The organism is Mesorhizobium sp. M0808 (assembly GCF_040320025.1).
Lineage (GTDB): Bacteria > Pseudomonadota > Alphaproteobacteria > Rhizobiales > Rhizobiaceae > Mesorhizobium.
In genome coordinates this window covers 287746-302471 of the sequence record NZ_JAMYOX010000004.1, presented here as the reverse complement: position 1 = coordinate 302471, position 14726 = coordinate 287746, and the positions used below count along the sequence as shown (strand labels likewise).

The window sequence follows — 14726 nt, the reverse complement described above, 5'->3', positions numbered from 1 at the left end:
GCCGATCGGCAGATTATGTCGAGTGATCGCTGCTCAAATACCGCAGGCGGCAAGGAATTGCCGCTGCGGACTCCGCATAATCCGGCGCTCCACATAATTTCTAAAATCGACGGGATGACTGGCGACCAACACCTTCACGCCGGCCGGGATCATGCCTGGCGGACCGCCCGGATAATCCTGGCCAAATGATCCTGGCCGACGTCGGCGCCGGCCCGAATGACCACATCGCCCAAACAGATCTCCACTGCCGAAGACGCCGCTTGGGTGACCTCGACAAAGCCAAGCCGATCCGCATCTCGCCGCGGCGTGACCGCACCGCTCTTGATCGCCTTGCTCCGCCAGCCGAACAGCTGGGCTGGCGCCATCCCCGCTTGTCTGGCGATGGCCGATACATTCGCGCCCGGCTTCAGTGTCGCCTCGATCAGCCGCGACTTCGCTTCCGCCGACCAGCGCCGCCGCGGACGCTGCGGGCTTGCCTCCAGCCGGTTCGGGACCGCCTCAAGGACATGGAAACTTCTATCATCAGGCTTAGGCGCAGACATAGAAATTGACACTGTAAGCTCCTCGGCTTCTTCAGTGTCACTATCTCTCGCTCATCACCTCAAGCCGCGCCAGATGGGGTCGGCTTGGCGCTTACTAGCCTTACGGCGCCGGGGTTTTGTTTTGGGGCGTGCTGCCAAACACCGAAGCTCGCGCCGGGACGGCGTTCCACGTCCTCGCCGGCACCTGAATGTGCTGCATGGATGCAGCTCTAGCCGGCATCCCGGTTGGTCAAAGCGATATGGCAGCAGCCGGAACCGTGGCCCGGCGTCCAGGTGACGTTGTCGAAGCGCACCCCGGTGGCCTCGAACAGGCCGCGGTCGAAGGCGCCGGCGATGCGGCAGAGCGTGGCGAGCTTCTCGTCGCCGACGCCGGCTTCGACCCAGGCGTCCTTCAGCGGACAGCGCTTGACCTTGAAGGCGATGCGGCCTTGGCTGCGTTCGACGTCGGTCGGATACATGCGGCCGCCATCCGGGCTGACGGCCAGGAACGCCTCGCCGATCGCCGGTGCGTCGTTCGGGCCGAAATCGGCGAAGGCCGCCGCCGCAACCTCCTTGCCGCGTTGTTCGATGGTACGGATCATGATCGCCTCGGCTTTTTCCGCGCCAAGTTCCGCAGTCAGCTCATCGAGGAGCAGACGATAAAGATCGGCGCGGTTGCGGAAGGCGGAATCGAGTTCGCGCGACAGTTTTTCGGCTCGGGCTTCGGCGTCGGTCATGAGGCGTCCTGTTCGATCCTTGGCAGTCTTGGCGCTGCCGCCACCAGCGCCTTGCCGATTGCAGATTGCGGCGCGTCGATGACGTCGCGGGCGTCGCCGCTCTCGGCAATGCGCCCAGCGTCCAGAATGGCGACGCGGTGAGCGATGGCACGGACGACGCCGAGATCGTGCGAAATGAACAGATAGGCGATGCGCTCCTCGCGTTGAAGGTCGAGCAGCAGCCGCAGGATCTGCGCGCGCACCGACACGTCGAGCGCCGACACCGCCTCGTCGAGCACGACCAGCGACGGTTTTGTGGCGATGGCGCGGGCGATTGCGACGCGTTGACGTTGGCCGCCGGAAATTTCGTGAATGGCGCGGCCGGCGAGACCTGGGCTGAGGCCGACGCGCTCCAGCAGAGCGGCAATGCGGCGCGGGCGTTCGGCTCGCGAGGCGATATGGTGGATGCGCAAGGGATCGTCGAGCACGCGCGCCACCGTGGCGCGCGGGTTGAAGGCGGCGAGCGGATCCTGAAACACCATCTGCAGACGGGCGCGCCGGTCGCGCAAGGCAGCGCCGTTCAGTGACAGGAACTCGCTGCCTTCAAATTCGATATTGCCGGCGTCGTGTTCGATGAGCCGCAGCATCAGCCGAGCTATCGTCGACTTGCCGCTGCCGGAAGGTCCTGCCAGCGCCAGCGTCTCGCCAGGTTCGATGTGGAAGGAAACATCGTCGACCGCGGCGATGATCTTGCCGCCGCGACGGTATCGTTTGGTCAGGCCGGAAACGGCGAGCAGCGGACCGCTCATGTTCCGGTCTGCCGCAGCAGCGGCTCGGCGTCGAGGCCGAGATGAGCTTCGAGCAGCGCCCTTGTGTAGGCGTGACGCGGCGCACTGACGACCTGCGCCGTCGAACCGAACTCGACCAGTTCGCCATGCCGGAACACGGCGATGCTCTCTGCAAGCTCGGCGGCCAGCGCGATGTCGTGGCTGATGAACAGCAGCGCCATACCGTCCTCGGCCACCAATTGCCGAATTAGCGCGACGATCTCGGCCTGCACGATGGTGTCCAGCGCGCTGGTCGCCTCGTCGGCGATTAGCAGTTTCGGGCCGGCCGCGATCGCTGCGGCGATGGCCACGCGCTGCTTCTGACCGCCGGATAGCTGGTGCGGGTAGGCGCGCATGGCGGCATCGGGAACGGGCAGACGGACGCGTTCGAGCAGGTCCCTGGCCCTGGTATAGGCGTCTCGCCAGGCAAGGCCGAGATGGGCGTGCGCGACTTCTGCGATCTGTTTGCCGACCGTCATCACCGGATCGATGCTGGCCGAGGGGTCCTGGAAAACGAAGCCGATGTCGCGACCACCGAGGGGGAGGCTATTGCGAAAAAGGAAAGATTGGCGATCCTTGGCGCCCCGGGATGGCGATGGGGGCACCCAATCGATGCGGCCCTCTATCCTGGATGAGGCCGGCAGCAGCCCGGCAATCGCAAGCGCCAGCGTGCTCTTGCCCGAACCGCTCTCGCCGATGATGGCAAAGCGCTCGCCAGTCGCGACGTCAAGGCTGATATGTTTCAGCGCCGCGACCTCGGCGCCGTCGCGGCGATAAGTCACCGACAAATCACCGATCGAAAGCAGCGCCGTCACGACAGGCTCCTCCTCACCGTCGTCGTCTCGACGACGCCTTCGCCGGTGAGATACACACCGAGCACGGTCAGCACGAGCGCTACGCCCGGAATGATCGACAAAAAGGGCGCGGTGCGCAGCACAGCGCGGCCCTCGGCGATCATGCCGCCCCAGGTTACGCGGTTGGGGTCGCCAAGGCCGAGGAAGGACAATGCCGCTTCGGTGAGAATCGCCGCGGCGACGATCACCGACGACAATGCCAGTACCGGCGGCAATGCGTTGGGCAGCACTTCGCGAAAGGCGATCTCCAGCGGATGCATGCCGATGACGCGGGCGCCGGCAACAAAATCGCGCTCGCGGATCGACAGCACTTCGGCCCGCGCCACGCGTGCCGGTCCTGTCCAGGCGCCAAGCGCTATCGCCACGACGACGACGCCGAGCGATGGCCCGACGATGCTGACGAAAGCCAAAGCTAGCAGGAAGGCCGGCACGGTCTGGAAAGCGTCGGTGATGCGCATCAGCACTTCGTCGACGAGGCCGCCGGCAAAGCCGGCCAACGTGCCGATCACGGCGCCGACGGCAAGGGCGGCGGCTGCTGCTGCCAGCCCGACCGCCAGGGAGGTACGGGCGCCATGGAAAAGCTCGGCAAGCACGTCGCGGCCTAGGCGGTCGGTGCCCAGTGGCAGCGACCAGTCCTGGAATGGCGGCAGCAATGCCGGCCCGGCAATCGCCTGCGGATCGCCGGGAAAGAACAAAGGTGCGGCAAGCGCCACGGCAAACAGTGCCGCCAGGAAGACCGCGCCGGCGATCGCTTCCGGCGTGCGAAGAAAGCGGCGAAGCGGGCTCACGCACCGGCCTCACTGGCGCCGACGCGCGGATCGAGGAAGGCGTAAGCGATGTCGACGAGAAGGTTGACGATGACGACCAGAACGGCGCTGACGAGAATGATGCCGAGCAGCAACGGCGTGTCGCGCGCGGCCACCGCTTCCTGCGCCAGCCGGCCAAGGCCGGGCACGGAAAAGACGCTTTCGATGACGACGCTGCCGCCCAGCATTTGCGCGGACTGCAGGCCAAGCATGGTGACCAGCGGCAACAATGCGTTGCGGGCGACGTGGGCGAGCACGATGCGCTGGCGGGAAAGTCCCCTGGCGCGGGCGGCGAGGACAAAATCCTGTCGCCAGACTTCGGCCATGCCGGCGCGCATCATGCGCAGGTAAAGCGCGAGATAGATGAAGCCGAGCGCGGACACCGGCAGGACGAGATGGCGGGCGATGTCGGCGGCGCGATCGAGGCCGGTCTTGCCCGAGGCGATGCTCTCGATGCCGCCGATCGGAAACCAGCGCAGGTCGACGGCGAAGACGATGATCAGCACCAGCCCGAGCCAGAATCCCGGTACGGCATAGAGCGCCAGCGAGCCGATGGACAGGAAGCGATCACGGAAGCTGCCGGGTCTGGCGCCGGCATAGATGCCGAGCGCCGAGCCGAGGCCGAAGGAGAGCGCGGTGGCGCTGCCCATCAACAGCAGCGTGGTAGGCAGGCGCTCGAGGATGACGTCGCGGATCGGCCGCGAGAAGGTGACCGACTGGCCAAGGTCGAGATGCAGCAGCGCCCAGAGATAGTTGGCCAGCCGCGTCAGCTCCGATTGGTCGAGACCCCAGCGGTGACGCAACAGCTCGATCATGCCGGCGTCGCCGCCGGTCGAGACGATATAGGCATCGACCGCGTCGCCGGGCGCTGCTTCGAGCAAAAGGAAGGTGCCGACGACGACGATCAGCAGCACGAAGATGCTGCCAACGAGACGGCGGCGAAGAAGGATGAGGGCGCGGGTCATGGCGCAGCACTGACAGGAGAGCCAAGTCTTCGGCGCTGCGTTCGGCACCCCCCTCGTGGGGGAGATGTCCGGCAGGACAGAGGGGGGCGCGAAGGAACTCTCATAGCCGAAGCTGAGCACCCACATAGGCGATGTGCAAGCCTTGAGCCGACCTGCCTAAGCCTCCAGCCAAGTGTCCGCCCAGTTCGATACCGCCCAGCGCGGGTTGTTGGCGATGTTGTTGACCGTATCGCGGGCGACGCTGATGAAACTCCATTCGGCGACGTTGATCAGTGGCAGGTCGGCGGCAACTTTTCTCTGGAACTCCTTGTAGAGTTCGGTGCGGGCGGCGGTGTCGAGCGTCTCCGATGCCTTGGCGATCAGGGCGTCGAGATCGGCATTCTTGTAGCCACCCTGGTTGGAGAAGGGCACGCCGTCGGGAATACCGCTCTGCACCAGGATGGTGGTCGAGATCGCCGGATCGCCGCGGAACACCGGCGGCCCGACCGCAAGGTCGAAGGCGTGGTCGGTGTAAACCGCCTTGATCTGCGCGGCAGAGTCGTTGTTGACCAGCTGGGCGTCGATGCCGATGGCGGCGAGCGCCTGGCGCAGATAGTCGCCGAACTGCTTGGTTTCGTTGAAGTAAGGCGCCGGCAGCAATCTCAGTGAAAAGCGCTTGCCGTCATCGCCCCGGCTGTAGCCGGCCTCGTCAAGCAAGGCGTTGGCCTTGGCGACGTCGAAGGCGTAGGTCGGCACGTCGGCGGTGTAGAATTGCGGGTCGTTTTTCGGCACCGGGCCAGTGGCGGTGGCGGCATAGCCAAGGAATACCGTCTTGACGACGAAATCCTTGTCGATGGCGTGAGCGATCGCCTGGCGTACTTTCAGGTCGGCCAGCTCCTTGCGGCGATGATTGATCTCGACGACGAGCTGGTAGGTCAGCCCTTCATAACCCTTGGTGATCACCTTGAGACCGGGCACTTTGGAGATGCGGTCGAGATCGGCCAGGGGCACGGCGGAGAAGGCGGCGAGCTGGATCTCTTCGGCTTCCAGGGCGCTGGCCGCCGACGTGCGGTCCGGCAGCACCTGATAGATGATCTCGTCGAGATAGGGCTCGTCCTTGCCCCAATAGTCGGTGTTCTTCTCCAGCCGGTAATATTCGCCGGGCTTGTGTTCGGCAAATTTGAACGGTCCGGTGCCGACCGGGGCGTTGTTGGCCGGGTTGTCCTCGATCTTTCCGGTCTCGTAGATGTGCTTGGGCACCACGCTGCTCAGCGCCGGCAAGGCGTTGCGGATCAGCTGGAACGGTGTCGGCTTGGCGAATTTGAACACGGCGGTGGCTTCGTCCGGCGTGTCGACCGCCTCCAGATCCTTGAACACGGTGCGGCCGAGATTCTGCAGCGGCTTCCAGACCTGCAGCGCCGAGAAGGCGACATCGGCTGAGGTGAATGGCTTCCCATCATGCCATTTGACGCCCTCGCGCAGTTTGAACGTCACCGACAGGCCGTCGGCGGCACCTTCCCAGCTGAGCGCCAGGCGCGGATCGAGCCCGTCCTTGCCGCCGAAGGAGGCCTCGGCCAAGGTTTCCACGATCTTGCTCGAAATGAAGAAGACGCCGTTCGAGGCGACAATCGCCGGATTGAGATTGCGCGGCTCGGAATCGGCGGCGACAACCAGTCGTCCGCCCTTTCTCGGCGTCTGCGCCGAGCCGATCGTCGGCATGGCGGTGGAGGCCAACAGCAATGCCGAACCGGCCAGCATTGTACGTCTGGAAATGGTGAACTCTGGCATGATCGAACTCCGTCCTCTCCGCGGACCCGGCCGGGTCCGCCGTACCCCTCGGACGCTCGTAAGCATCCTGCAAAGCTGATTATGGGCCTTGTGCGGAGTTTCGCCAAAGACGGAATTGGCGCATCCCTACGTGGCTTTGAAATTTCCGTCCGCTGGACCAGTTGTACAGAAAACGGTTCGACGCGCGGTTCTAGCAGGACCAGACTGGAGTAAAGTGCAGCAGGTGGAGCAGCTTTTGGGGCTGGTTCGCCCGTTCTGGCTGGACCAGATCGGGCAAAATGATGCAGATTTAAGCATAGCCGAGGTTCAGAGCCGGAAAAGCCGGTGCCGGCGAGCGGCCGGCTAAGGGATTTCAGGGAGAGAGACATGAACATTGCCCCGGGCAAGAATGCCGTCGGCAGCGTGCCGTTCGACCAGGCCAGGGTGGACGGGCTGATGGAGGAGGCCGGCATCGACGTGCTGCTCGCCACCTCCAAGCACAACACGCAATATCTGCTTGGCGGCTACAAGTTCATCTTCTTCGCCGCCATGGATGCAATCGGCCACAGCCGTTATCTGCCTGTCGTCGTCTATGAGAAAGGTGGGCCGGAGCATGCCGCCTATATCGGCAACCGCATGGAAGGCGGCGAGCACCAGAATCATCCGTTCTGGACGCCGACACTGCATGCCGCCTGCTGGGGTACGCTCGATGCCGCCAATCTGGCGGTCGAGCATTTGCGAAAGATCGGCAAGGGCAATGCCCGCATCGGCATCGAGCCCGCCTTCCTGCCGTCCGACGCCTATATGCTGATCCGCAACGCGCTGCCGGATGCCAAGCTGATCGATGCGACTGATATGCTGGAGCGCATGCGGGCAATCAAAACCGAGGCGGAGCTGGAAAAGCTGCGCATCGCTTCGGAGCTGATCACCGATTCCATGCTGGCGACCATCGGCTGGGCACGCGAAGGCACGACCAAGAGCGAGATCATCGAACAGCTCAGGCGCGAGGAGACCAATCGCGGCGCGCATTTCGAATATTGCCTGTTGACGCTAGGCTCCAGCCACAACCGCGCCGCCTCGCCGCAGGCGTGGAGGAAGGGCGAGGTGATGTCGATCGATTCCGGCGGCAACTACCACGGCTATATCGGCGATCTTTGCCGCATGGGCGTGCTGGGCGACCCTGACGCCGAACTCGAGGATCTGCTGGCCGAGATCGAGACAGTGCAGCAGGCGGCCTTCTCCAAGGTCAAGGCGGGCACGCTGGGCGATGACATGATTTCTCGTGCCGAAGGCGTTCTGAAGAAATCCAAGGTTGCGGCCTATACTGATTTCTTCGCGCATGGCATGGGGCTGATCACGCATGAAGCGCCGTTCCTGATGACCAACCATCCGGTGACCTATGAAGGCACCTATGCCGCAAAGCCGCTGGAGAAGAACATGGTGCTTTCGGTCGAGACGACCATGCTCCACCCGACGCGCGGCTTCATCAAGCTGGAGGACACGGTGGCGGTGACCGATGCCGGTTACGTCATGTTCGGCGATCGGGGCCGGGGCTGGAACGGGGGCGGGGGCGGCTTAGGCGCTGGTACCTAGCCCGTTCTTGAGATTACCTCGTCCGAGCAAATAATTGGTCACGCCAGCGAGCATTTGCCGATATGGAACGCGAACTGCCCAAGCAGGTCTTTATCGACGGGTGCGAGCAGATCTCCATGGAATTCGAACCGATTGGGTTCCGCTTTGCGAAAAGCGGTCCTCATGCGAGTCGTCGGGCCGGCGACTGGGCATTCAAAATCTCCTTTCAATCAAACTATCTAAACGTCGGCGGCGAGTACGTCGAACTCGTCGTGCATGCGTCGGTCTACAGCAAGGCAATAAAGGAGTGGGACGAGCGAAGCGCTTGGCCCGCCAGTGCCAGCGATTGGGTCGCCGGTGGACAGCTTGGCAATTTGCGAACCCCGCATCATTGGCGGACATGGAACATCGTAAACCCGCATACCCGCCAGGCTGAAATCGCGAACATCGTTGCCAACATCCAAACGACTGTCCTGCCGCTCTTCGAACGTTTCGACGTTCCGCGCAAACTAGCCGAACAGGTCGCATGTTCTCAAGTTCCGGGCTTCATGTTCCCTGAAAATGCTGTTCGATTTGTACTCTGGCAGCTTGGTCCAGAGGCAGCGGAAAACTGTTTGTCCTATTGGGTGGCGCGCTTACCTTCGCCGGATGCTTTCCGATCAGAGCGCGATGTCCCCACTTTGCCGGATAGGCTCGCTCTGGGAAGCGATACTAACAACCTAGCAAGGGTCGCTCGTGCGATGAAGATTGGCCTCAGCCTGTGACATTATCTGCCCGGCGGGATCAACCTGAAATCCGGCAACTCCCGCAACGCCAGTTCCGGCCCGGCCGGCGAATAGACGACGAAAAGCTGCATCGGCCCGTCGCCGGTATTGAGCGTCGAGTGGAAGCGGCTTTCCGGCACATAGATGGTGCAGCCGGGGCCGACTTTCTCGACGACCGGGTTGCCTTTCTCGTCTTCGACCATCTGCTCGCCATTGCCTGAGATGACAAAGATGATCTCCTCCGCACCCGGATGGTTATGACGCGTATGGCCTTTGCCTGACGGTAGGTCGACGACACCACCGGAAAATCGCTTTGCGCCGTTCACTTCGGGAGCGACCGTCAGCGACAGCCTGCCCCAGTCGAAGCCGAAGGCGCTAACGTCTTTTGGATATACGAATACCTTGCTGTTGTCGGTCATCGTCCCACCCTTCTTTTTGCTGGTCTCTACGCAGCGCCGAACGTGACGGCCTTGAAATCCGCCGTCTGCCTGGCGATCGAGGCTTCCGCCGGCAGCCGCTCCATCGAACTGGCGCCATAGAACCCGTGCAGGCCCTTGCAGCGCTCGAGAATATATCTGGCGTCGTCCGGGATCGAGATCGGCCCGCCATGGCAAAGCAGGATCATATCCTCGCGCACTGAGCGTGCCGCTTTGGCGATGGCGTCGATCTCGCTCACACAGTCGTCCAGCGATTTAGCCGATGTCGCGCCAATCGAGCCGCCGGTGGTCACCCCCATATGGGCGACGACGATGTCGGCGCCAGCTGTTGTCATGGCGCGCGCCTCGTCTGGGTTGAAGACATAGGGCGTGGTCAACAGGTCGAGTTTGTGAGCCTCGGCGATCATGTCGACCTCGAGCCCGAAGCCCATGCCGGTTTCTTCAAAACTCTGCCGCATCTGGCCGTCGAACAGGCCGATGGTCGGAAAGTTCTGCACACCGGAAAAGCCCATCGTCTTCAACTCGGCCAAAAGCAGCGGCATGATGACGAAGGGATCGGTGCCGTTGACGCCGGCCAGCACCGGCGTCTTCTTCACTACCGGCAGCACTTCGTAGGCCATTTCCTTGACGATCTCGTTGGCGTTGCCATAGGCGAGCAGGCCGGCGGCCGAGCCGCGCCCGGCCATGCGGTAGCGGCCGGAATTGTAGATGATGATCAGGTCGATGCCGCCGGCTTCCTCTGCCTTGGCCGACAGGCCGGTGCCGGCACCGCCGCCGACGATCGGCACGCCGTCCGCGATCATCTTGCGGAATTTCTCCAGGATTTTCTTGCGCGGTATGGCGGCCATGTCTTGGTGTCTCACTGTCTGGCGATGTCGAGGAAGGCCGTTGTGGCAGCCCAGGCGAATTCGGGGTCGTTGATATGAAGCGGCAGGCGCAGCACGCGCCGCGTTTTGGCGGGTTTGATGGTACGCTCGATCGCCTCGAACAAAGCGGCATCGGCTTCAGGGTCGAAGAGGGCGCCGCCTTCAATGTCGAGCGCCGACACGCCTTTCTCCGGAATGAGGAAACGAACCGGACCCTGGCAGAGGCTCAGCCTTGTGCCGATCCATTCGCCGATCGTTCTGCTTTCGTCGGCAGTGGTGCGCATCAGTGTGACGTTTGGATTGTGCTCATAGAACAGCCGGCCGCGATAGCGTTCCGGAATTGTCGGCGGCGCCCAGAAATTGACCATGTCGAGCGCGCCGACCGAGCCGACATAAGGCAGCCCGGTGCGGGCGATGGCGCCAAAGCGATCTTCGGTCGCCGGCAGCACGCCGCCAAGCACCAAGTCGCAGACTTCGGTCGTTGTGATGTCGATGACGCCTGACAACAGGCCGCTGTCGGCCAATTTTTCCATGGTGCGGCCGCCGGTGCCGGTGGCATGAAAGACCATGCAGTCATAAGTCGAACGAAGCTCATCGGCGATCGCGGTCACGCATGGCGTGGTGACGCCGAACATGGTGAGGCCGAGCGACGGTTTGCCCTCGGGCGGCGGCGCCGGCTTTGTCGCCATGCCTGATATCGCCTGGGCGGCATTGTGCAGCACGACACGCGAAAGCCGGTTGAGGCCGGCCATGTCGGTCACCGACGGCATCATGACGATGTCGGAGACGTCGACGTAAGGCGCGGTGTCACCCGAGGCCAACGTCGAAACCATGATCTTGGGCAGACCGAGCGGCAGCGTGCGCATGCCTGCGGTGATGATCGAGGTGCCGCCACCGCCGCCAATGCCGATAATCCCGGCAATATCGCTGCGCGACTGGACAAACCGGGCAAAGGCGGCAGCCATCGCCGCCACCGCGGTGCCGCGATCGTCGACGCCGAGCACGGCATTGCGACCCTCGGAATGGTGGCTGGCGACCTCGTCTGCCGAAACATCGACCGGCACGGTCGCGCCGCGTGTTCCGATGTCGACACGGGCAATCGAAGCGCCGGTAGCCGCGACCGCATCGGCCAGAAATGCGAGTTCCTCGCCCTTGGTGTCGGCGGTGCCCACCACATAGATGCGCTTCATCGCGTTTCCCCGGTCTTGGGCGTGCTCGGCGCTGCCGCCCCTTTTTGCCCGGCCGTTCGACGGCGCGAAGGGCCATTGCAATTTTTTGAGACACGCGTATCGTATTGACATGAATGTCTCACGTCAACAAGCGGCAATGGACGACGATGCCAGCCAAGGGCCGAACCCCCAGGTAGAGCGCGGGGCCCGCGCGCGCACCAGGCGTCTCATGCTGGAGACGGCGACAAAGCTGATGCAGGCGGGCGCCACGCCCTCCGTCAGCGAGGTGGCGGAGGCAGCGGAGGTCTCGCGCGCCACCGCCTATCGGTATTTTCCGAGCCAGGCGGCGTTGGTGCAGGCGGTGGTCGATGAGGGGCTTGGGCCGATCCTTACGTGGAAATCGAGCTCTGCCGATCCCGAGCGCCGGGTCGCCGAGCTGTTCGAGACCGCCATGCCGCGCATCGAGGTCTTCGAAGCGACGTTCAAGGCGGCGCTGAAACTGTCGCTCGACCAGTGGGCGCAGCGACAGGCAGGCACGCTTGACGGCGAACCTGCCTTCACGCGCGGCCATCGCGTCGATCTTTTGAAAGATGCGATCGCGCCACTCAAAGGCCGGTTGCCGCCGCGCGAATTCAAGCGGCTCGCGCAGGCGCTGTCATTGATCTTCGGTGTTGAGGTGCTGATCGTTTTAAAGGATATATGGGGATTGGATAGCCGCAGTACGATGTCGGTTGCGCAATGGGCGGCCGGCGCACTGGTGCGTGCGGCGGTGACGGAATCGATGGCTGAAGGTGACGGGATCGCGCCGACGAGGGCCGTTAGATGAGGCCAATCTGGTTCGACCAGATTTTCAACCTGACCATTTGTGCTACTAGCGATGCAGCGGCCTAAGCAAGGCACTTATGTATCAAGGAGTAGGAAAATTCAGGGAAAACAGACAGATATCGCAGAAACCAACTTGTCTGCGTGTCCGCCACCGTCCAAGAAAGAGCTTGACGTTCGTCTGAAATTGGTAATACCAGATCAGGACAAATAAAGCGGATCAAAGGGTGAAGGCTAAGATCCGTTTCGGTCGAACGAGGAGGCTCAAAAACCGGAACGGTGCCGTCACGGGAGGACTACCAGGGCCGGCCTCGCCGCCGGCTCGCATGACGCGGTAGAATGCGCACAAGGGAGGAAATCATTATGCGCAAGACAATGACCAGCTTGCTTGCTGGTATCGGCCTAGTGCTCACCTGCGGAACGTCCGTCTACGCGCAGGAAAAGGAACTTACAATCTTCTGGGCGGAATGGGATCCGGCCAATTACCTGCAGGAACTCGGCAACGAGTACGAGAAGGAAACCGGCGTCAAGATCACGGTGGAAACCACACCGTGGCCCGACTTCCAGACCAAGGCCTTCACCGAGTTCAACGCCCATGGCGACGCCTACGATATGGTCGTCGGCGACTCGCAATGGCTCGGTGCCGGCTCGACCGGTGGCCACTATGTCGACCTGACCGAGTTCTTCAACAAGCACAAGGTCGGTGAAGTGATGGCACCGGCCACGGTGAAATACTATGCCGAATATCCGGGCGGCAGCAGCAAGTACTGGGCCATTCCGCTCGAAGGCGACGCCGTCGGCTGGTCCTATCGCAAGGACTGGTTCGAAGACCCCAAGGAAAAGGAAGCCTTCAAGGCCAAGTATGGCTACGATCTCGACGTGCCGAAGGATTTCAAGGCGCTACGCGACATCGCCGAATTCTTCTACCGGCCGGACCAGAAAAAATACGGCATCGCCATCTACACCGACAATTCCTATGACGCGATGGCGATGGGCTTCGAAAACGCGCTGTTCTCCTTCGGCGGCGAGCTGGGTGACTATAAGACCTACAAGGTCGATGGCTTCATCAACTCCGACAAGGCGATCGCGGCGCTCGACGCCTACAAGGAACTCTACAAGTTCACGCCTCCGGGCTGGGCCAAGTCGTTCTTCGTCGAGGACAACCAGGCGATCACTGAAAACCTGGCCGCGATGAGCATGAACTACTTCGCGTTCTTCCCCTCGTTGATCAACGAGGCGTCGAACCCGAACGCCAAGAACACCGGCTTCTTCGCCAATCCAGCCGGACCTGGCGGCGACCAGTTCGCCGCACTCGGCGGTCAGGGCATCTCCATCGTTTCCTACTCGCAGAAGCAGGAAGAGGCGACGAAGTTCCTGGAATGGTTCATCAAGGACGAGACCCAGAAGAAATGGGCAGCGCTCGGCGGCTACACCTGCAGTGCCGCCGTGCTCAAGTCGCCCGAATTCCAGAACGCCACGCCCTACAACAAGGCGTTCTACGAGACCATGTTCAAGGTCAAGGACTTCTGGGCGGTTCCGGAATACGCGGAACTGCTGCAGCAGCTTAACCAGCGCATCTATCCTTACATGATCGGCGGCGAAGGCACCGCCAAGGAGACGCTGGACGCACTGGCAGCCGACTGGAACGCGACCTTCAAGAAATACGGCCGCGGCCAATAAGTATGAAGTTTCACGGAGGGGGCGTTCGTGCCTCCTCCGTTTCTTTTTCTGATTTTTGAACCGGGAGCAGAGTCTTGGCGACCACGATGATCACCACGCTGGACAGGTCCTCGCGGGCCGCCGCTCGCGGTCTAAGCGACATTTCGATCCGCAATCTCTTCATCATCCCGACGATCCTGTTTCTGATCGTCTTCAACATCTTCCCGCTGATCTATTCGCTGGGCTATTCGTTCACCGATTTCCGCGCCTCGACCAGCGCGGCGGCGAATTTCGTCGGGCTGCAAAACTATCGCGACCTGCTCAGCGATCCCTATGTCTGGTCCAACTTCGCCATCACCGCAAAATACGTCATCATCTCGGTCGCCGGCCAGCTGCTCGTCGGCTTCGGCGTGGCCATGCTGCTCAATCGCGACATTCCGCTCAAGGGCCTGCTGACGACGCTCCTGTTGTTGCCGATGATGCTGTCGATGGCCGTCGTCGGCCTGTTCTGGAAGCTGCTCTACGATCCGTCCTTCGGCATCATCAATTATGCGCTGGGCCTCGGCACCTTCGAATGGCTGTCGAATCCGAAAATGGCGCTCTATGCGGTCGCGCTGACCGACATCTGGATGTGGTCGCCCTTCGTCATGCTGTTGTCGCTGGCCGGCCTGTCGGCCGTGCCCAAGCATCTCTACGAGGCAGCCGCGATCGACAGGGCCGGGCCGTTCTACACCTTCTTCCGCATAACGCTGCCGCTGGTTGCGCCGATCCTGATGATCGCGGTCATCTTCCGCACCATGGAGGCGTTCAAGACCTTCGACCTCGCCTACATCCTGACCAGCCAGCCGACGGCCGAGCTGATCTCGATCCGGCTCTACAAGATGGCGTTCCAGGAATGGCAGACCGGGCGTTCCTGCGCGCTCGCCTACATCGTGCTGATCATGGTGCTGGCGATCACCAACATCTATGTCAAATACCTCAACAAGGTGAAGGAGCGCTGAG

At 62.5% G+C, this 14726-nt stretch carries 15 protein-coding genes; 5 read left to right on the top strand and 10 right to left on the bottom strand.

What is annotated here, in order from left to right; translation table 11 throughout:
* Nucleotides 1-149: 149 nt before the first annotated feature.
* The 7 genes from NKI25_RS08845 to NKI25_RS08815 form a co-directional block, all read right to left on the bottom strand.
* A complete protein-coding gene (locus NKI25_RS08845; protein ID WP_352578752.1) occupies nt 150-554 on the bottom strand; it encodes a transposase in 405 nt (134 codons plus the stop codon).
* Between the two features lie 197 nt (nt 555-751).
* Nucleotides 752-1258, bottom strand: a complete 507-nt coding sequence (locus NKI25_RS08840; RefSeq protein WP_352525054.1) for an L-2-amino-thiazoline-4-carboxylic acid hydrolase — start codon at nt 1256-1258, stop codon at nt 752-754.
* Nucleotides 1255-2046, bottom strand: a complete 792-nt coding sequence (locus tag NKI25_RS08835) for an ATP-binding cassette domain-containing protein (RefSeq protein ID WP_352998364.1) — start codon at nt 2044-2046, stop codon at nt 1255-1257. Before NKI25_RS08835 ends, NKI25_RS08840 begins: the two co-directional genes overlap by 4 nt.
* A complete protein-coding gene (locus NKI25_RS08830; RefSeq protein ID WP_352648877.1) occupies nt 2043-2879 on the bottom strand; it encodes an ABC transporter ATP-binding protein in 837 nt (278 codons plus the stop codon). The genes NKI25_RS08835 and NKI25_RS08830 overlap by 4 nt, the downstream gene beginning before the upstream one ends.
* Nucleotides 2876-3706 (bottom strand): ABC transporter permease, encoded by an 831-nt coding sequence (locus NKI25_RS08825; RefSeq protein WP_352648875.1) that lies wholly within the window; start codon nt 3704-3706, stop codon nt 2876-2878. The genes NKI25_RS08830 and NKI25_RS08825 overlap by 4 nt, the downstream gene beginning before the upstream one ends.
* Nucleotides 3703-4689 carry an ABC transporter permease gene (locus NKI25_RS08820; RefSeq protein ID WP_023675169.1) on the bottom strand — a complete coding sequence of 329 codons (987 nt, stop codon included), beginning with the start codon at nt 4687-4689 and terminating at the stop codon, nt 3703-3705. The genes NKI25_RS08825 and NKI25_RS08820 overlap by 4 nt, the downstream gene beginning before the upstream one ends.
* Before the next feature lie 156 nt (nt 4690-4845).
* A complete protein-coding gene (locus NKI25_RS08815; protein WP_352998363.1) occupies nt 4846-6456 on the bottom strand; it encodes an ABC transporter substrate-binding protein in 1611 nt (536 codons plus the stop codon).
* 366 nt (nt 6457-6822) lie between these two features.
* Here NKI25_RS08815 and NKI25_RS08810 point away from each other — a divergent pair, with 366 nt between their 5' ends.
* Together NKI25_RS08810 and NKI25_RS08805 are read left to right on the top strand one after the other, a co-directional pair.
* Nucleotides 6823-8028, top strand: coding sequence for a M24 family metallopeptidase (locus NKI25_RS08810; RefSeq protein WP_352998362.1), 1206 nt, complete (start codon nt 6823-6825; stop codon nt 8026-8028).
* Between the two features lie 62 nt (nt 8029-8090).
* Nucleotides 8091-8771 carry a DUF4304 domain-containing protein gene (locus NKI25_RS08805; protein ID WP_352998361.1) on the top strand — a complete coding sequence of 227 codons (681 nt, stop codon included), beginning with the start codon at nt 8091-8093 and terminating at the stop codon, nt 8769-8771.
* A gap of 2 nt (nt 8772-8773) precedes the next feature.
* On the opposite strand, the gene NKI25_RS08800 is transcribed toward NKI25_RS08805, so the two are convergent.
* From NKI25_RS08800 to NKI25_RS08790, 3 genes are read right to left on the bottom strand one after another with little or no spacing between them, the layout of a single operon-like run.
* On the bottom strand, nt 8774-9190 hold the full coding sequence (locus tag NKI25_RS08800; protein ID WP_352456830.1) for a cupin domain-containing protein: 417 nt from the start codon (nt 9188-9190) through the stop codon (nt 8774-8776).
* 26 nt (nt 9191-9216) lie between these two features.
* Entirely contained in the window at nt 9217-10056 is an 840-nt protein-coding gene (locus NKI25_RS08795; RefSeq protein ID WP_352568291.1) for a phosphoenolpyruvate hydrolase family protein, read from the bottom strand.
* Between the two features lie 11 nt (nt 10057-10067).
* Nucleotides 10068-11264 (bottom strand): Tm-1-like ATP-binding domain-containing protein, encoded by a 1197-nt coding sequence (locus NKI25_RS08790; protein ID WP_352998360.1) that lies wholly within the window; start codon nt 11262-11264, stop codon nt 10068-10070.
* Nucleotides 11265-11373: 109 nt separating this feature from the next.
* On the opposite strand from NKI25_RS08790, the gene NKI25_RS08785 reads away from it, so the two are divergent.
* The 3 genes from NKI25_RS08785 to NKI25_RS08775 all read left to right on the top strand — a co-directional run bounded on the left by NKI25_RS08785 (nt 11374) and on the right by NKI25_RS08775 (nt 14725).
* Nucleotides 11374-12069, top strand: a complete 696-nt coding sequence (locus tag NKI25_RS08785) for a TetR/AcrR family transcriptional regulator (protein ID WP_502896892.1) — start codon at nt 11374-11376, stop codon at nt 12067-12069.
* 359 nt (nt 12070-12428) lie between these two features.
* Nucleotides 12429-13745, top strand: a complete 1317-nt coding sequence (locus tag NKI25_RS08780; RefSeq protein ID WP_352633828.1) for an ABC transporter substrate-binding protein — start codon at nt 12429-12431, stop codon at nt 13743-13745.
* 74 nt (nt 13746-13819) lie between these two features.
* Nucleotides 13820-14725, top strand: a complete 906-nt coding sequence (locus NKI25_RS08775; protein WP_254816733.1) for a carbohydrate ABC transporter permease — start codon at nt 13820-13822, stop codon at nt 14723-14725.
* The last annotated feature ends 1 nt before the right edge of the window (nt 14726 follow it).

Bases quoted from the DNA above. Each gene is read 5' to 3' on its own strand.
- NKI25_RS08810 (WP_352998362.1), top strand. From the start codon at position 6,823: ATGAACATTGCCCCGGGCAAGAATGCCGTCGGCAGCGTGCCGTTCGAC.
- NKI25_RS08795 (WP_352568291.1), bottom strand. From the start codon at position 10,056: ATGGCCGCCATACCGCGCAAGAAAATCCTGGAGAAATTCCGCAAGATG.
- NKI25_RS08835 (WP_352998364.1), bottom strand. From the start codon at position 2,046: ATGAGCGGTCCGCTGCTCGCCGTTTCCGGCCTGACCAAACGATACCGT.
- NKI25_RS08790 (WP_352998360.1), bottom strand. From the start codon at position 11,264: ATGAAGCGCATCTATGTGGTGGGCACCGCCGACACCAAGGGCGAGGAA.
- NKI25_RS08785 (WP_502896892.1), top strand. From the start codon at position 11,374: ATGAATGTCTCACGTCAACAAGCGGCAATGGACGACGATGCCAGCCAA.
- NKI25_RS08780 (WP_352633828.1), top strand. From the start codon at position 12,429: ATGCGCAAGACAATGACCAGCTTGCTTGCTGGTATCGGCCTAGTGCTC.
- NKI25_RS08840 (WP_352525054.1), bottom strand. From the start codon at position 1,258: ATGACCGACGCCGAAGCCCGAGCCGAAAAACTGTCGCGCGAACTCGAT.
- NKI25_RS08815 (WP_352998363.1), bottom strand. From the start codon at position 6,456: ATGCCAGAGTTCACCATTTCCAGACGTACAATGCTGGCCGGTTCGGCA.
- NKI25_RS08805 (WP_352998361.1), top strand. From the start codon at position 8,091: ATGGAACGCGAACTGCCCAAGCAGGTCTTTATCGACGGGTGCGAGCAG.
- NKI25_RS08820 (WP_023675169.1), bottom strand. From the start codon at position 4,689: ATGACCCGCGCCCTCATCCTTCTTCGCCGCCGTCTCGTTGGCAGCATC.
- NKI25_RS08800 (WP_352456830.1), bottom strand. From the start codon at position 9,190: ATGACCGACAACAGCAAGGTATTCGTATATCCAAAAGACGTTAGCGCC.